Below are 16689 nucleotides of genomic sequence, written 5' to 3' on the forward strand. Positions count from 1 at the left end.
TATGATGAATACACTAAAACTTGGACCGCTCACCTCTGTGCTGGCAAATGATCCTGCCGGACAACGTCTGGTCAAAGCTATTCTGATACTCGCAGTGATCATTCCATCTTGTAATTTGGTATTTCCGGAAGGATCGCTGTTTCACGTTTCGACTTATACCATGACTTTGTTAGGCAAATATCTGTGTTATGCCTTATTAGCGTTAGCGGTTGATTTAATTTGGGGATATTGCGGAATTCTCAGCCTGGGTCATGGAGCATTTTTCGCGTTAGGTGGTTACGCCATGGGGATGTATTTGATGCGCCAGATTGGTGACCGTGGTGTTTATGGTAACCCCGAACTGCCTGATTTTATGGTGTTCCTTAACTGGACGGAATTACCCTGGTATTGGTTTGGTTTCGATCAGTTCTGGTTTGCCGTCATTATGATGTTGGCCGCTCCCGGTATTCTTGCCTTTGTTTTTGGTGCTCTGGCGTTCCGGTCCCGGGTAACAGGCGTGTATTTGTCGATTATTACTCAAGCGCTGACTTATGCCCTGATGCTGGCGTTCTTTCTCAATGACATGGGATTTGGTGGTAACAACGGTTTAACCGACTTCAAAGATATTCTCGGGTTTGATTTGCAGTCTGATACCACGCGCGCAGCCTTGTTTGTTGCTTCTGCGTTAGCACTGGTCCTGGGATATTTGATCAGTCGTTTTATTGTGGATTCGAAATTGGGCCGGGTGCTGGTTGCGGTTCGCGATGCGGAATCCAGAACACGCTTTATGGGTTACCGTGTTGAAAACTATAAGTTATTCGTATTTGTCGTCTCATCCATGTTGGCCGGCGTCGCAGGTGCGTTGTATGTTCCTCAGGTCGGTATTATTAATCCTGGCGAATTTGCGCCCATTTTCTCGATCGAAATCATTATTTGGGTAGCGGTAGGGGGTCGGGGTTCGTTATACGGAGCTGTGATTGGCGCCTTTCTGGTGAACTACGCCAAGACCTATTTTACCGGTGCTTTTGCAGAGTTGTGGCTATTCCTGCTAGGCGGATTATTTGTATTAACGACGTTATATCTGCCGAAAGGCGTGGTTGGCTTATGGCATCAGTTTAACGAAAAACGCGCTGAAAAAACGATGCCGGATAACGACGATGACACTGTGACCGAATTGGCCAACGGAGGTAAAGCATGAGCTTAGCGACCCAACACATTGAAAATGCATCGGTACTCTATCTTGATGGTGTCAGTGTCAGCTTCGATGGTTTTAAAGCGCTCAATTCTTTATCTCTGTGTATCGAGCCAGGAGAAATGCGCGCCATTATTGGCCCCAACGGTGCAGGGAAGACCACCATGATGGATGTGATTACGGGCAAAACCAAGCCAGATAGCGGCACGTTGCTGTTCAATGATGAATTTGATCTGACTCAGTACGATGAAGCCGCTGTCGCAAACCTTGGAATTGGTCGTAAATTTCAGAAGCCCAGTGTCATCGAAAGTCTGACGATTTTCGAAAACCTGGAAATGTCGTTAAAAGGTGGTCGTTCTGTCTGGCAGGCATTGCGTCATAAGTTATCTTCCAGTCAAAGCAATAAACTGGAGGAAATTCTCGGCATGATTGATCTGGAAAGCCAGGTGCATAATCTGGCGGGGAATTTGTCTCACGGTCAGAAGCAATGGTTAGAAATCGGTATGTTACTCGGTCAGGAGCCAGAGTTACTGTTAATTGACGAACCCGCTGCCGGTATGACGGACGAAGAAACCATGAAAACCGCTGAGCTGTTCAAACAACTAGCGAAAAGCCATTCGTTAATGGTGGTTGAGCACGATATGGACTTTATCGATGCGCTGGATTGCCGCGTCACGGTTCTGAATGAAGGCAGCGTTTTGGCTGAAGGATCGTTAGCCTCAGTAAAAGCGAATGAAGACGTGATTGAAAAGTACTTAGGCAGGTAGGAGCGACGATTATGTTAAGAGTTAATAAATTAAACGTCGCGTACGGTGCCAGCCAGGCATTATATGATGTCTGTTTGCAGGCTGAAATTGGTAAAGTGACCTGTGTTCTTGGTCGCAACGGTGTGGGTAAAACCACATTGATGAAAGCGTTATCTGGTCAGCTGGACAGTATGAGTGGACAGGTTCGATGGCTGGATCAGCCGTTGGATGGTGTTGCACCAGCTGATCGCGCTCGTCAGGGAATTGCGTACGTACCACAGGGGCGGGATATCTTTGCTCAACTGACCGTGGAAGAAAATCTGCAGACGGCCTTTTCCGCATTGCCGCGTAATCAGCGTCGCATCGACCCTGAAGTCTTTGCTTTGTTTCCGGTTCTGCAACAAATGTTGAAACGTCGCGGCGGGGATTTATCCGGTGGCCAGCAACAACAGCTGGCGATTGCCCGGGCATTATTACTAAAACCGAAGCTGTTGATTCTGGACGAACCGACCGAGGGTATTCAGCCTTCGATCATCAAAGACATTCAGCACGTTATCGAATTATTGCGTGATCGCGGCGAAATGGCCATTGTGCTGGTCGAGCAGTATCTGGATTTTGCCGCGGAACTGGCTGACGACTTTATTATCCTTGAGCGCGGCAGAGTGGTTGCTGCGGGTGCAGGTCACGAGCTTAAAACGTCAGAACAAGCCCGGGAACTGCTGGCTATCTGATTACTCAGGCGTCTTTATTTTCTAATTCTACTAAGCGCTGCTCCAGCTCGGCTAACTGGGCCTGGGTGCGGCGCAGTACTTCAAGTTGCACTTCAAACTCTTCGCGAGTGACCAGGTTGGCGTTGGTTAACATGGATTGCAGCTGGCTACGCATTGCTAGCTTCATATCTTCGGGAATGCCAGGCATCGGCAGCTTCTCCAGAAATTCATCGGCCATTTGTTTGATTTGTGCAGGGTTAATCATGGTTGCGGCTCTGTATCAGTGAATTTTGGTGCATATTGTAACAGCGAATTGCATGTTACAGCATCTTGCGCCGTTATGAGTCGCACGCTTTTGGTGCGCTCTGATGTGGTGCGAATCATGTTGGTCGAGTGAACCAAACTGGTGCCTAAAATTGCATTGTGCACCAGTATGGAATCACTTTTCTCATCAAAATTCGCAATCATCGCTGTAAGTGCCTGAATTTATGTACTTTAAAAAAGTTGGCACAACGGCTGCTAAGACCTAAGCACAGAATTAAAACGGTGCGACAGCACTGACTATTAAATAAGTTTGATTTAACTGTGAAGGAAAAGAACTATGAAAAAACTGTCTCAAGCGATTGCTCTGGCTGGTGTTATGACTGCTGCTGCGGTACCTGCAGTACAAGCAGAGGTTGAAGTATCTGCATCGGCAGCTATTGCCAATATGTACCTGTGGCGTGGTCAGGATCTGACTGGTGCTAGCGGTGCTCCGGCGTTCTCTGGTGATTTGTCTGTAAGTTCCAACGGCGCTTACGCAGGTGTTTGGGCTTCAAGTGGTGATTCTACCGGAGGCAACGAATACGATCTTTACCTGGGCTACGGTGGTGAAGCTGGTGATTTCAGCTATGACATCAGCGCCTGGACTTACATATATCCATCAGCTTCTGAAGATTACATTTCCGGCAATGGAAGTAATGCTGATGCACGCAGCACAATTTTCGACTTAGCCGACGTAATTGTTAGCGTTGGTTATGCTGGAGCTTCGTTTTCTTACTATGTTCCTGTTGGTGCTGAAAGTAACGATGACTACTCTTACTTCACCTTGGGGTATGGCATGGGTGATTACTCTGCAACTCTGGGTAAAGCAGATGATGGTGACGAAGATTACACTCACCTGGACGTCAGCTATGCAGCAAACGATAACCTGAGCTTCACTTTGTCTAAAGTTGTTGCTCAAAGTGCTGATCTGGACAAAGGCGAAGCTGGTCAGGATGAAGACCTGAAAGTAGTTGTTTCATACAGCCTGCCTATTGAGCTGTAAAAAGCATACAATAGCCCGTGCCCCCGCATGGGCTATTGAAAATACTGAATATTCTCAAAGCATTTAGACAAGGAGTTTTCTATGAAACTCATTACTGCTGTAGTTAAGCCGTTCAAACTGGACGACGTGCGTGAAGCGCTGTCTGAGATCGGTGTTCAGGGCATCACTGTTACTGAAGTAAAAGGTTTTGGTCGTCAGAAAGGTCACACTGAGCTGTACCGTGGCGCTGAATACGTGGTGGATTTTCTGCCAAAAGTAAAAATCGAGGTAGCGGTTGCTGAAGACCTGGCTGAGAAAGTTATCGAAGCGGTAACCAAGGCAGCAAACACAGGTAAGATCGGTGACGGCAAAATCTTCGTGACCACTCTGGAACAAGTAATTCGTATCCGTACCGGTGAAACCGGCGCAGACGCTATTTAATTTTTGTTCTTCAGCATCGGTTGCTGTTGAACCGATGTGAAAAAGATATCGAATAACATCAAAGCCTAATGCGGGGGGCTTGTTATGGAAAATAATATTTACGAACTTCAATACGCCATGGACACCTTTTATTTTCTGGTGTGTGGCGCATTAGTAATGTGGATGGCGGCTGGTTTCGCCATGCTGGAAGCGGGTCTGGTCCGCTCTAAAAATACCACTGAAATTCTGACCAAAAACGTCGCTTTGTTTGCGATCTCTTGCACCATGTACATGGTGTGTGGTTATCAAATTATGTACGGTGGCGGCTACTTCCTGTCAGGTATTACCGAGGTTGATTCTGCGGCTGTTCTGTCTGACTTTGCTGCTCGCGAAGACGGTTTCCAGGGTGGTTCTATCTACTCCGGTGCTTCTGATTTCTTCTTCCAGGTTGTTTTTGTTGCAACTGCAATGTCGATCGTTTCTGGTGCTGTTGCTGAGCGCATGAAGCTGTGGGCTTTCCTGGCATTTGCTGTGGTTCTGACCGGTGTTATCTACCCACTGGAAGGTGGCTGGACATGGGGCGGCAACGATGTATTTGGCCTGTACAACCTGGGTGACTTAGGTTTCTCTGATTTCGCAGGTTCCGGTATTGTTCACATGGCTGGTGCTGCAGCGGCTCTGGCGGGTGTATTACTGCTGGGTGCACGTAAAGGTAAGTACGGTCCTAATGGTGAAGTTCGCGCTATTCCTGGTGCTAACCTGCCGCTGGCGACTCTGGGTACTTTCATCCTGTGGATGGGTTGGTTCGGCTTCAATGGTGGCTCTGTACTGAAACTGGGTGATATTTCTAATGCTCACTCTGTAGCGGTGGTATTCACAAACACCAATGCTGCTGCGGCTGGTGGTTTAATCGGCGCCCTGATTCTGGCCTTCATCCTGTTCCGTAAAGCTGACCTGACTATGGCTCTGAACGGTGCACTGGCTGGCCTGGTAGCAATTACTGCTGAACCTTCTACGCCGACACCGTTCGAAGCAACTCTGATTGGTGCTGTAGGTGGTCTGATTGTTGTAATGTCTATCCTGACTCTGGATAAACTGAAGATTGATGATCCGGTTGGTGCGATCTCTGTACACGGTGTTGTTGGTCTGTTCGGTCTGATGGTTGTGCCTCTGACAAACGGTGATGTTAGCTTCTCTGGTCAGCTGATCGGTGCAATCACTATCTTCGCTTGGGTATTCGTAGCGTCTCTGATCGTATGGAGTATCATCAAAGTTGTGATGGGTCTGCGTGTAACTGAAGAAGAAGAGTATGAAGGTGTGGATCTGTCTGAGTGTGGTATGGAAGCGTACCCGGAATTCACTACCAAGTAATTCCTGATACGACAGCAACATGCTGATAAAAAAACCGCTCTGAGTAGTCAGAGCGGTTTTTTTGTTTTCTGAATATCAATAACCGGAGGCTGTATTCTTGATTACGGTTATTGAGCCGGATCAAATAAAGCCGAATGCTGTTTTTTTACTGCCTTTACTGCTGTCGTTAGTGAATACAGGTTTTGCTCCGTATGATCCCCCAGAGTGAATAGGCGGGACTGCTTATCACTGGTCAGGTACAACCATTGAACATTATTTAGTTGAATCAAACGATTCCCCGACAAACTCTTGTAGATTTTCTTCTTAACCTCGTCGTTCGTCCTTTCATTGTTAAGATACTCAGTTCGGCAGTGATATTTACACGCACTCATGGCAACTGAGTTATTAAAAGAGCGGTAGGTCAACAGTATCTGGTTTGACTCCTTGCCGAGGTTTGTCGGAAATTTATGGCTACTGTCATATACGCCAGTAATCGGTTGAGCTTGAACTAAGGACGAAAATAAAAGAACAGGAACAGTCTGTAACAGTTTAGAGGACGGCATTTTAAAAACCTTGTATTCGATAAGGTTGCATAGATGATTGATATAGAAATTTTAGCGGATGTGTCTTGTTTATTTAACACCAATTAATACAGATATAGGAAATTAATATTAGATATTAAGGTGGGGAACTAATTAACTTTGAAATTAATAAAATTAGCATTTAATTCTATTAATTATTTTAATATTAATGAAACAAATAATCAGTTTAGGGCTGTTTATTTGTTTCATTAACATGGTTGTTAATAGAAAATTTATTTCGGGCTTTATATCGCTATTACATGTCTTCGAAATAATAATCGTCCAGATCAGACTCCAGGCATTTGCGCTCCCGATGAGCTTCAATGGCTCGTCTCGCCATTAATTTTTTAGACATTTGTGATTCTTTATTGACTACCACATTGCCGTTCTGGTCGAACGATACAACTTCCTCGTGGCCTTCGAACTTGATAGCTGCTTCCATTGTTCTATTCCTTCTGTTTGATCACAGTCAGTGAGGTCTGCTAAACCGGAGCTATGATTTTTCTTGTTATTTGTTTCGCTAGCATGACATCAAAAAAACACAGAGCCAATCATACAAAATACTGAATGAACGTATGATAAATAAACCTAGCCCTTATGATATCTGGGCTGCTGAAAGAGCAGATAAATTGGCGTCCGAATATTGGCTATCAACTGATAAAAAACTAAACGGCATTTCTTAATAATGGCGTATATTGTCCAGCCTGGGGGGGGTTAGTTCTCAATACGCAGCGATTTAATGCTGCGCTTAATGGCATTTAAATGTTCGGCAAACTCCGGACCACGTCGCTGGGTCACGGCGACGGCCAACATATCGATGATCATCAGATGGGCAATGCGGGAAGTCATCGGCGTAAATTGCTCAGTATCTTCCTCAATATTAATGTGAATGGGTAAATCAGCGGCCAGACTCAGCGATGTATTCGCAGGCGCCAGGCTAACCACCTGAGCTCCGTGTTGTTGTGCCAGTTGAACGGTATGCAATAAGTCTTTGGTGCGACCACTTTGAGAAATAGCAACGACCACATCATCTTCACCGAGAGTCACCGCCGACATGGATTGCATGTGCGGGTCACTGTAGGCGGCGGTAGCAACCTGTAAGCGGAAGAATTTGTGTTGCGCGTCGGTAGCAACGGCGCCCGATGCACCAAAGCCGTAAAACTCTACGCGACTGGCAGTGCTGAGGGCGTTGGCTGCCAGGGCAATCTGCTTGGATTTTAACTGAGATTTTACCTGATGCAGTCGCTGGATGGTGGTGTCGGCAATTTTATCGCAGATATCTTCAATGCTATCGTCTTCGACAATGGCGAATTGACCGATGTTGTTTGCGACCGCCATTTCCTGAGCGATGCGTACTTTAAACTCCTGAAAGCCGTTACAGCCAATGCCACGACAAAAACGTACGATGGTTGGCTCGCTGACCTGGGCTTCCTGAGCCAGGTCGACAATACGCATATGCATCACCTGCTCCGGTGCTTTGAGCACGTACTCGGCCACCTTAACCTCAGATTTACGCAGGTTCGGGATTGCAGCCGCAATTTCAGTCAGTACCGGACTTTGTCTCAAATCAGCCTCGCACAGCCAGCAGTGGTTAATTCTTGGTAACTTCCATTGTAGTGAAAGGTCACTAACTTCGCGGATTATAAGTGAATTACGTCGCAGTGCTAGTGATAAAACAGATGGGGTATTGGCCAGTATAGTGCTGGAAATTTATACAGTAAAAGTACACTGAATGTATGAAATTCAGGCAGCGATTCTGATAAACTCGCCTGCATGGATATTTCATTACTGCTCGATAATCTAAACGATGGCCAACGCAACGCGGTGGCTGCCTCTTCCAAACACCAATTGGTACTGGCGGGTGCTGGTTCGGGTAAGACCCGGGTATTGGTGCAGCGTATTGCCTGGTTGTTGAATGTTGAAAATGTGTCGCCGTTTGCGGTGATGGCGGTGACGTTCACCAACAAAGCAGCGAAAGAGATGCGTGGCCGACTGGAGGAGCTGTTAAATGTGCCCGCCAATGGTTTATGGGTCGGCACCTTTCACGGCCTGGCACATCGCTTATTAAAGCAACACTGGCGGGAAGCCAAGCTGCCACAACACTTCCAGATTCTCGACAGCGATGACCAGTTGCGTTTAATCAAACGTCTGATGAAAGCGCACAACATCGACGATAGCCGTTTTCCGCCCAAGCAGATCCAGTGGTTTATTAATGGTCAGAAAGACGAAGGCCGTCGCGCAGCTCATGTGATCCCATCGGCCGATCCGTTTCAGGAAACCCTACGCACGGTCTATTCCATCTACGAAGAAAATTGCCAGCAAAACGGTCTGGTGGATTTTGGTGAGATTCTTCTTCGTGCCCACGAATTGTGGCTGCATAATCCGGAGCTGCTGGAACATTACCAGCAACGCTTCCGCCACATCTTAGTCGACGAATTTCAGGACACCAACAATATCCAATACGCCTGGATTCGCCTGTTAGCGGGCGACAAAGTGTCAGTCATGGCGGTTGGTGACGACGATCAATCGATCTATGGCTGGCGTGGTGCCAATATCGATAATATCCGTAACTTCCAGCAAGACTTCCCTGGTGCAGAGCTGATTAAGCTGGAGCAGAATTATCGCTCCACCGCCAATATTCTTGCCGCCGCCAACGCGGTAATTACCAATAATCAGGGACGGTTGGGTAAAAACCTGATGACCGAAGGGGCTGAAGGCGAACCGATCCGTTTATACAGTGCCTTCAACGAACAGGATGAAGCCCGCTATATCGCCGATCTGGTGGACGAATGGTCACGTGATGGTCGCCAGCGCACTGAAATGGCGGTGTTGTATCGCTCCAATGCCCAATCGCGCACCCTGGAAGAAGCGTTTTTGCGTTCTGGTATTCCCTACCGTATCTATGGCGGGCAGCGTTTTTATGAGCGTCTGGAAATTAAAAATGCATTGTCGTATTTACGTCTGCTGTTAAACCGACAAGACGATGCAGCGATGGAACGGGTCATTAATGTGCCCGCCCGTGCGATTGGTGAAAAGACGGTAGAAATTTTGCGCAGTCATGCGCGTGAGCAGGGCTGTTCTTTATGGCAATCAGCTAACGAGGCCGTCTCATTGGGTCTGTTGCCCAAACGCGCCGGAACAGCCGTGCAGAACTTTGTCGATTTACTCGATGAAATGAGTGTTGGTATCGAAGAGTTAAAGCTGCATGAAATTGTCGATCAGACCATCAGTCAGAGCGGTTTGATCGATCATCACAAAAAAGAGAAAGGTGAAAAAGGTCAGGCGCGCCTCGACAACCTGGAAGAATTAATTAATGCCGCGCGTCAGTTTGAAACCGGCGATTACCTGCCATCCGATGAAGTGGATAGCGCAGCAGAAGAACCGACCAGCCAGCTGGATCTGGCGGTATTTCTCGATAACGCCGCGTTGGATGCCGGCGAGGGTCAGGCAGATGAATACGAAGATGCGGTACAGTTAATGACGCTGCATTCGGCCAAAGGTCTGGAATTTCCGCAAGTGGTATTGGCGGGGATGGAAGAAGGTTTATTCCCGCACAAAATGTCGATGGATGAGGCCGAAGGTCTGGAAGAAGAACGTCGTCTGGCTTACGTTGGCATCACCCGGGCTATGGAGCAGTTAATTGTAACCCATGCTGAAAGTCGCCGTTTGCATGGCCAGGAAAACTTCAGTACGCCATCTCGTTTTATTCGTGAAATTCCCCAGGATCTGATTCAGGAAGTGCGCCTGAAAAACAGCGTGAGTCGGCCATTAACGGCGAAACGTAACGGAGGGTTTGATACTCCGGCACAGCCTGATTTCATCAAACAGGAACAAAGCTCATCCGTACCTTACGATCTTGGTAGCCGGGTTTACCACGAAATGTTTGGTGAAGGGACGGTACTGCAGTTTGAAGGTCAGGGTCCTGGATTACGGGTTCAGGTATTTTTTGATGATGCCGGGCAGAAGTGGCTGGTGGCCAACTTTGCCAAGCTGGAACTGGTATAACGACCAACGTTAACCGAAAAAGAGAAATCTATGGGAATTTCCCACCATCCCTGCAAAGTAACTATGCCGCCAGATCGCAAGGACTGTGCAACGGTGTTGGATTTTCTCATCGTCCGTTTTGCGCGTATCGATGCGGATATCTGGCGTCAGCGCATTGCCGATGGCAAGGTACATTGGGCGGATAAAACGCCGGTCACAGGCGACGATCCCTATGCGCCGAATCAGCAGGTATTTTATTATCGTGAAGTGCAGCAGGAATCAGTCATTCCGTTTCAGGAAGCCATTATTTATCAGGACGATGAAATCCTGGTGGCCTGCAAACCGCATTTTTTACCCGTTACTCCGACCGGCAAATACGTTGAGCAGTGCCTGTTAAACCGATTGCGTCAGCGTACTGGTATCTCGACACTGGCGCCGATGCATCGTATTGATCGTGAAACCGCCGGTATCGTTTTATTCTCGGTTAACCCTGACAACCGTGATCGGTATCATGCGCTATTTCGCGAAACGAAAAATATCCGTAAAACTTATCGCGCAGTCGGTTGGACAAAACCAGCGGGTAAACCGGAAGTGGACCAATGTTGGTCTGTTCACAACCGCCTGGAGCAAGGTGAACCCTGGTTTCGAATGAAATCGGTAGAGGGTGACATCAATGCGCATTCTGAAATAACCTGTTTGGCCGTTAACAGCGATCAGGCACTGTTTGAATTACAGCCCGTTACCGGAAAGACGCATCAGTTGCGGGTGCATATGAACGATCTGGGTTATCCACTGGTGAACGATCAATTTTATCCTGATGTTCAACCGGAGAACTCAGATGATTTTGATAAGCCATTGCAGTTGCTGGCCTGGCGTATGGAATTTATTGACCCGTTAACAGCGCAGAAAAGAACATTCGAAAGTCAGCGTTTACTGGATTTCAATTACGTTGACGATAAAGAACAACAACGAAAAACTGAATAAAAATGCACAGAGGAAATAAGTGTGAAAATTAAAACTCTCGTTAAATCACTGGGACTGGGGGCAATCACAGCCGCTGCGTTGTTCATGACTGGCTGCAATAAAGAGTGTGCCGACCCACAAAATTCGCAAGCGCAGCAAACAGCTCAGGAACAACAAACCTTTAAATGGAAGCTGGTCACTTCCTGGCCAAAAAACTTCCCGGGTTTAGGTACGGCACCAGAACGTTTTGCCGAAATAGTGAATGAAATGTCGGCTGGACGTTTAACCGTTAAAGTTTATGGTGCGGGTGAGCTGGTTCCTGCGTTACAGGTATTTGATGCGGTATCTCAGGGCACTGCAGAGATGGGTCACAGCGGGGCCTATTACTGGAAAGGCAAAACGCCAGCGTCGCAGTTCTTTACGTCGGTTCCGTTTGGTTTAACCGCTCAGGAAATGCACGGCTGGATTCAGTACGGCGGCGGTCAGCAACTGTGGGAAGAAGTGTACGCGCCGTTTAATATCCTGCCGATGCCTGGTGGAAATACCGGTGTGCAAATGGGTGGCTGGTTTAACAAAGAAATTAATAGCGTTGATGATCTGAAAGGTCTGAAAATGCGTATCCCGGGTCTGGGCGGGGAAGTCCTGAAGCGTGCTGGCGGTACCCCCGTCACTCTGCCAGGGGGTGAAATCTTTACCTCGCTGCAAACCGGTGCCATTGATGCAACGGAATGGGTTGGCCCGTATAACGACTTGGCATTTGGTCTGTATAAAGTAGCAAAACACTACTACTATCCAGGCTGGCACGAGCCAGGTTCCATGATGGAATTCACCATTAACAAGCCTGCATTTGATAAGCTGCCTAAAGATCTTCAGGCTATCGTACGTGTTGCCGCTCAGGCGATTAATCAGGACATGCTGAATGAATACACGACCCGCAACCACGCAGCCCTGGTTGAACTGAAAGAAAAACACGGCGTTGATGTACGTGCTTTCCCGCAAGACGTACTGAACAAGTTAAAAGTTCTGTCGGATGAAGTCGTAACTGAAGTTTCTGCCAGTGATGAGCTGACCAAAAAGGTTTATGAGTCGTTTAAAAACTATCGCGACCAGGTTAAGGCTTACCACGCGGTGAGTGAACAGGCGTATATTAACGCGCGAGACTGAGAATTGGATTCCGGATCAAAAATTAACGATGAATAAAATATGAGGGATTAAAAATGAAAGAAATCACGATATTTATATTACTGTCATTATTTTCTATGTTTACTCTGGCTGGTAACACACCTTGCTCTGGAACAGTGACCACTGTTTTAGATTATCCTAAAAAATGTGATGGGAACACTGCATTCAAGATTACAGGTACTAATGGAAAGTGGATATGTCCTGCTTCTGAAAAAGGAAATGCAATAGTTCTCTCTGCACTGGTTGCCCAGAAAAAGTTGCATGTATATATAAATAATAGGGATTCAAGTATCGACTGTACGACTTTTCCAGACTACTATCCCGCAAGCTATATTTTGATTTTCCCGTAGAATAAAGGAACCCGAATCACTTCTGATTCGGGTTTTTTACTCTACGTTATACCGCGATTTATTAGAGGCGAAAGCCAAACCTTAATGGTTAAACGACTAACTCCGCATTGCATCATTATTATCCATCGCTGACATACTGACGTTCGATCTGTTGCCCTTGCTATAGGCGTCTAATGTAACATCATGATTGATACGTAAAGTTTTCTTGTTTGGCTCTACCTATCGATTGAAAATTTCTTGATCCTTTGAAGGGTGTCGATGGGGCTGGATCAAAAAAATAAAGAGTTTCAGAAGTTATCAGCTTAATTCAATATTTAGCTCATCGGTCGATAGCATTGACCTCTATTTCCCAAGTTATTTTTAGTTTATTTCAATGTTAGAAGTCAGCTTTATCAATTGTGATATTTCCAGCAATACTGTATATTATAAATTGTACATTATATCAACAAAGAACAGGTGATGTTGAATTTATATCATGCAACTATTGCATCTTTGGCTTTAACGGTTAGTGGTATGGCTATGTCTGCGACTGATTGCGGTCCCTATAAAGTTAAACATATTCAGGTTGAGGGCGCACATGTTTTATTTCATCCGGATGTTAGTGGCTATTCTTGGAAAACACTAGGAGTTCTGGATGTTCCGGGAACAAAAGAGCGTTTATCCTTACTGTTAACCGCTCATGCTTCCAGAAAAACCGTTACTCTACGGTTTTCTGATGACAACTATCCATGTGCTGACTACGATCTTTCGAAACCAGCATATATGGTGAGAATCAATAGCTAAGCTTTGTATAGTTGACCAATAAAAAGCCGGATCAGAATGACCCGGCTTTTTTGTTTCTGCGTGATATCGCGACTTATTCGAGGCGAAAATCAAACCTTAATGGTTAAACGTCCATTTCTGCATCGCATCGTTATTATCCACAGCTGACATACCAACGTTTGAGCTGTCGCCTGTGCCATAAGCGTCTACCGCAACATTATGGTTGGTACGTGGACGAATGGTATTGCCGACCAAATCCCAACGCATATTATTGTTTTGCTGGCAGGTCCAGATGACCACTTTGCCGCCGTTATTATTCTGACCACCATTATCCAAACAACGATCCCAGTTAACACCGGAGCGCAGGAAACCGGTCGATTTTTCATAGAACCAACGTTGTGCACCAGAGCCATTGCACTGGTAGCTCTGCACATTGGTGCCGTTGAAAATACGGCCACCGGCAACGTCTAAACATTGACCAGAACCCTGGTTAGTCAGCGTCATCCAACCTTCGCCGGTTTTACTGGCTGCACCTTTATCACCCGGGTAACCACCGTGGGTCATAGAGTTAACCAGATAAACCGGGCTCTGCTCGTTATTCACACTTTGAGCAACCGCTTGTTGCAGCGTACTTAACTGAGCGTCGGATAATCCGGCGTTACCATCGATTACCAGCGCGAAGTGATAACTCTGGGCGGTTTCACCACGGTCGGCATCATCCCAAACCAGTACCACATGGCCACTACCGGATTGTTTATTCGGGTCCGTAATCAACGCCACTTCGTTATTCACCTGCGTTAATGCTGCGTTAACTGTCAGATTGTTAAATACACCTTTTTCGGTGATCACGGTTAATTGCGCCGGATTCATATGACGGGGTATATAAATTTCAGTCGGCGCATCACTGGTGCGGCCACGCCATGCCAGAAAAGCAAACTTGTTATCGCGCAGGAACTCACGATCGTTAAACTGATTTGTCAGAGATGCACGAATCGAGTGATAAGACATCACGCTGTTGGCACGGTCCGGTACCAGGCCCTCGTAAGCAAAGTGCATCACTTCACCCTGAACCGCCCGTGGATAGGCACGTTCAACCAGATTGGCTTTGACGTTATAACCCTGACCATAGTTATTAATGACCGAGAAGTTTTCACCGTTCCAGGCATCGTCTTCGGTTTTTAATTTCGCGGGATTGCCGTTTTGCAGCTCGTTGTGATTATCGTAGTAATAATCCCACTGCCACTGAGCACCACTGATTAATGGGGTGTAAAAATCAACGTAGCGATCTTTGCCACTCACCCGATCAGAGGACTCCATACCCTGGTAAGTACCATTTACGACACGTTCAGTATCAGTATGACCGTTACCTTCCAACCACATACCAAATTCCGACAGGAAGGTGGTTAACCCTAAGAAACGCGCTTCATCACGAATTAAATCCAGATTCGGGAAGTGTGCACCGTTGCGGGCGACCGATAAGTCTTCGATACCCATCCGTGCCTGATCATAGAAGTGTGGCGTGAAAACAAAACCATTACCCGGTTTGTAGTCGAGGTGATGACCACCGGTTGCTGGCGCGGTAATACCAGCAATAGAACTCCAGAACACCATTGGCTCAGCGTAGACGGGTTTGTTATTCACACCCTGAGCATCCAGTTCAGCACGAACACGCTCATAGAAGGGCCACAACAGCTGATTATCGAACTCTTTAAAGCTCATCGCACCAACACCGCCATCAAACGGCTCGTTTAATGGCTCAAAACCTAAGACGTGGGAGAACTCGTCGGCGCTCATATTGGCTTTGATGTATTTGGCCACCTGGCCAATCTGCCAGACAAAGGCAGACTGTGCATAAGTCAGATCGGCCCCCAGATCGGAGTTATCAACAACACTACGCAGGCGGAACTGTTGAGCTTGAGTCGTCGCTGAGTCGGTATGAGAACATTCCGCTAATTTCAGGTTGCCACTGTTGTTGGCGATACACTTGTTGAAATCCAGTGCGCTGTGCAAACGACCTTTTTTATCCAGAATAAACTGCTGGGCTTTAGAGCCATTACAGCTGTAAACCTGAATATCGGTACCGTTACCCGTGCGTGCTCCGGCTACATCTAAACACTGATTCTGATTCTTGACCGAATGCAGGGTGCCGTCTTTTTTATACAGCCATTGCTGGTGTGGCTGACTGCTGCATTGCCAGGACAATACGGTAGTGGAGTTCGACACATTGCCGCCCTGAATATCGGCACAGGTGTTACTGGCAGGCAGGTAAAGCTCAGCAGCTGCAAGATCTGTATCCATGATCCAGTGGTCGTACCAGAATGACTTCATGGCGTTGCGTACGGCGCTGTCAGACAACTTGTGTGCTGACCAGGTGATATCACAGGGAAGACCACAATCGTCTTTGCCATTTACCGGATGAACGGCCCAGTCCGGCGCACCGTTGCCAGTGTCTTTGGAATCAAGCTGGAAGGTATGGCGACTGTACAAATCGGAGTGGTAATCCACCAACACATACATGCCGTTACGGATCGCCTCTTTCATATAGGCGATGGCATTATCGAGGTAGGTGTAATCGATGGTGTTCGGGCCGGTATGAATACCCTCCCAGGCCACCGTATAACGCACCATGTTGCTACCGGTTTGTTTGCCGAGAATATCGAAACTGGCCTTAGCGTCGTTCATGTTAGCGAAGGGTTGGAAACCGTATTCCGCCAGTTTTACCTCACCTGAAACATTAAAACCACGCAGGCTGACTTCACGGCCCAGGCCATCGATGTAAACCTGATCGTGCTGATTTTTATAATGTTTACTGCGGACTGATAATTGTCTTACGGCGGCAGTCGCTGCCGGTACGGTATGCGCGCTGTGGCTGTTGGCTTGGCCGGCAGGCTGGTCTGCTGGCGGAGCTGCTGCCGCCGGCTGTGGTGTTCCACTCATTGCCCACGTGATGGGAGTCACAAGAAGCGGTAGGGTAAGTGCCAGCAAAGGCTTGCCTGATCTGAACATGTGGTTTCCTTGTTGTTATATTTTTGTACTAACGTACACAAATATAAGGAAGGTCAACCTTTGTGCTTATGACGTCACAGGCCAGATGCCGTGTTCAGGCAGCAGATTTTAAGAATTGATTAGTGATTTCAGCTTTTGCACAGCGTGGAATGATCATTTACAGCGAGTTCGCCAGCAGC

At 47.1% G+C, this 16689-nt stretch carries 15 protein-coding genes; 11 read left to right on the plus strand and 4 right to left on the minus strand.

Going from position 1 to position 16689, the window contains the following annotated elements; translation table 11 throughout:
- Position 1 precedes the first annotated feature (1 nt).
- Genes urtC through urtE form a run of 3 tightly spaced genes read left to right on the plus strand, consistent with a single transcriptional unit; the run spans position 2 to position 2648 of the window.
- Positions 2–1177 carry an urea ABC transporter permease subunit UrtC gene (gene urtC, locus MK185_15540; protein ID MCH2042042.1) on the plus strand — a complete coding sequence of 392 codons (1176 nt, stop codon included), beginning with the start codon at positions 2–4 and terminating at the stop codon, positions 1175–1177.
- Positions 1174–1938: an urea ABC transporter ATP-binding protein UrtD gene (gene urtD / locus MK185_15545; protein ID MCH2042043.1), complete on the plus strand. Its 765-nt coding sequence runs from the start codon at positions 1174–1176 to the stop codon at positions 1936–1938. Before urtC ends, urtD begins: the two co-directional genes overlap by 4 nt.
- Positions 1939–1949: 11 nt before the next feature.
- Positions 1950–2648 carry an urea ABC transporter ATP-binding subunit UrtE gene (gene urtE, locus MK185_15550; protein MCH2042044.1) on the plus strand — a complete coding sequence of 233 codons (699 nt, stop codon included), beginning with the start codon at positions 1950–1952 and terminating at the stop codon, positions 2646–2648.
- 4 nt (positions 2649–2652) lie between these two features.
- Here the strand turns inward: urtE and MK185_15555 are convergent, their stop codons facing one another.
- On the minus strand, positions 2653–2892 hold the full coding sequence (locus tag MK185_15555; protein ID MCH2042045.1) for an accessory factor UbiK family protein: 240 nt from the start codon (positions 2890–2892) through the stop codon (positions 2653–2655).
- A 336-nt stretch (positions 2893–3228) separates the two neighbouring features.
- On the opposite strand from MK185_15555, the gene MK185_15560 reads away from it, so the two are divergent.
- The 3 genes from MK185_15560 to MK185_15570 all read left to right on the plus strand — a co-directional run bounded on the left by MK185_15560 (position 3229) and on the right by MK185_15570 (position 5703).
- Positions 3229–3933, plus strand: coding sequence for a TorF family putative porin (locus MK185_15560; GenBank protein ID MCH2042046.1), 705 nt, complete (start codon positions 3229–3231; stop codon positions 3931–3933).
- A gap of 81 nt (positions 3934–4014) precedes the next feature.
- Positions 4015–4353 (plus strand): P-II family nitrogen regulator, encoded by a 339-nt coding sequence (gene glnK, locus MK185_15565; protein ID MCH2042047.1) that lies wholly within the window; start codon positions 4015–4017, stop codon positions 4351–4353.
- An 84-nt stretch (positions 4354–4437) separates the two neighbouring features.
- Complete coding sequence (locus MK185_15570) at positions 4438–5703, plus strand: ammonium transporter (protein ID MCH2042048.1); 1266 nt, start codon at positions 4438–4440, stop codon at positions 5701–5703.
- Between the two features lie 816 nt (positions 5704–6519).
- Here MK185_15570 and MK185_15575 read toward each other — a convergent pair.
- The gene (locus MK185_15575; GenBank protein ID MCH2042049.1) at positions 6520–6705 is read right to left on the minus strand and encodes a hypothetical protein; all 186 of its coding nucleotides are present in this window, start codon (positions 6703–6705) and stop codon (positions 6520–6522) included.
- Between the two features lie 272 nt (positions 6706–6977).
- Complete coding sequence (locus MK185_15580; GenBank protein MCH2042050.1) at positions 6978–7829, minus strand: SIS domain-containing protein; 852 nt, start codon at positions 7827–7829, stop codon at positions 6978–6980.
- A gap of 207 nt (positions 7830–8036) precedes the next feature.
- Between MK185_15580 and uvrD the strand changes: the two genes are divergently transcribed.
- The 5 genes from uvrD (at position 8037) to MK185_15605 (ending at position 13525) form a co-directional block, all read left to right on the plus strand.
- Positions 8037–10268, plus strand: coding sequence for a DNA helicase II (gene uvrD / locus MK185_15585; protein ID MCH2042051.1), 2232 nt, complete (start codon positions 8037–8039; stop codon positions 10266–10268).
- Between the two features lie 30 nt (positions 10269–10298).
- Positions 10299–11231, plus strand: coding sequence for a pseudouridine synthase (locus tag MK185_15590; GenBank protein MCH2042052.1), 933 nt, complete (start codon positions 10299–10301; stop codon positions 11229–11231).
- Between the two features lie 21 nt (positions 11232–11252).
- Positions 11253–12374 carry a TRAP transporter substrate-binding protein gene (locus MK185_15595; GenBank protein MCH2042053.1) on the plus strand — a complete coding sequence of 374 codons (1122 nt, stop codon included), beginning with the start codon at positions 11253–11255 and terminating at the stop codon, positions 12372–12374.
- Positions 12375–12427: 53 nt separating this feature from the next.
- Positions 12428–12742: a hypothetical protein gene (locus tag MK185_15600; protein ID MCH2042054.1), complete on the plus strand. Its 315-nt coding sequence runs from the start codon at positions 12428–12430 to the stop codon at positions 12740–12742.
- 459 nt (positions 12743–13201) lie between these two features.
- On the plus strand, positions 13202–13525 hold the full coding sequence (locus MK185_15605; protein MCH2042055.1) for a hypothetical protein: 324 nt from the start codon (positions 13202–13204) through the stop codon (positions 13523–13525).
- Between the two features lie 96 nt (positions 13526–13621).
- Here MK185_15605 and MK185_15610 read toward each other — a convergent pair whose 3' ends face one another.
- Entirely contained in the window at positions 13622–16510 is a 2889-nt protein-coding gene (locus tag MK185_15610; protein ID MCH2042056.1) for a ricin-type beta-trefoil lectin domain protein, read from the minus strand.
- Positions 16511–16689 lie beyond the last annotated feature (179 nt).

This window comes from Saccharospirillaceae bacterium (assembly GCA_022448365.1).
Lineage (GTDB): Bacteria > Pseudomonadota > Gammaproteobacteria > Pseudomonadales > Oceanobacteraceae > Bacterioplanoides.

Coding starts and splice junctions, on each gene's coding strand:
- urtC (MCH2042042.1), top strand. CDS start 2: ATGATGAATACACTAAAACTTGGACCGCTCACCTCTGTGCTGGCAAAT.
- urtD (MCH2042043.1), top strand. CDS start 1,174: ATGAGCTTAGCGACCCAACACATTGAAAATGCATCGGTACTCTATCTT.
- urtE (MCH2042044.1), top strand. CDS start 1,950: ATGTTAAGAGTTAATAAATTAAACGTCGCGTACGGTGCCAGCCAGGCA.
- MK185_15555 (MCH2042045.1), bottom strand. CDS start 2,892: ATGATTAACCCTGCACAAATCAAACAAATGGCCGATGAATTTCTGGAG.
- MK185_15560 (MCH2042046.1), top strand. CDS start 3,229: ATGAAAAAACTGTCTCAAGCGATTGCTCTGGCTGGTGTTATGACTGCT.
- glnK (MCH2042047.1), top strand. CDS start 4,015: ATGAAACTCATTACTGCTGTAGTTAAGCCGTTCAAACTGGACGACGTG.
- MK185_15570 (MCH2042048.1), top strand. CDS start 4,438: ATGGAAAATAATATTTACGAACTTCAATACGCCATGGACACCTTTTAT.
- MK185_15575 (MCH2042049.1), bottom strand. CDS start 6,705: ATGGAAGCAGCTATCAAGTTCGAAGGCCACGAGGAAGTTGTATCGTTC.
- uvrD (MCH2042051.1), top strand. CDS start 8,037: ATGGATATTTCATTACTGCTCGATAATCTAAACGATGGCCAACGCAAC.
- MK185_15590 (MCH2042052.1), top strand. CDS start 10,299: ATGGGAATTTCCCACCATCCCTGCAAAGTAACTATGCCGCCAGATCGC.
- MK185_15600 (MCH2042054.1), top strand. CDS start 12,428: ATGAAAGAAATCACGATATTTATATTACTGTCATTATTTTCTATGTTT.
- MK185_15605 (MCH2042055.1), top strand. CDS start 13,202: ATGTTGAATTTATATCATGCAACTATTGCATCTTTGGCTTTAACGGTT.
- MK185_15610 (MCH2042056.1), bottom strand. CDS start 16,510: ATGTTCAGATCAGGCAAGCCTTTGCTGGCACTTACCCTACCGCTTCTT.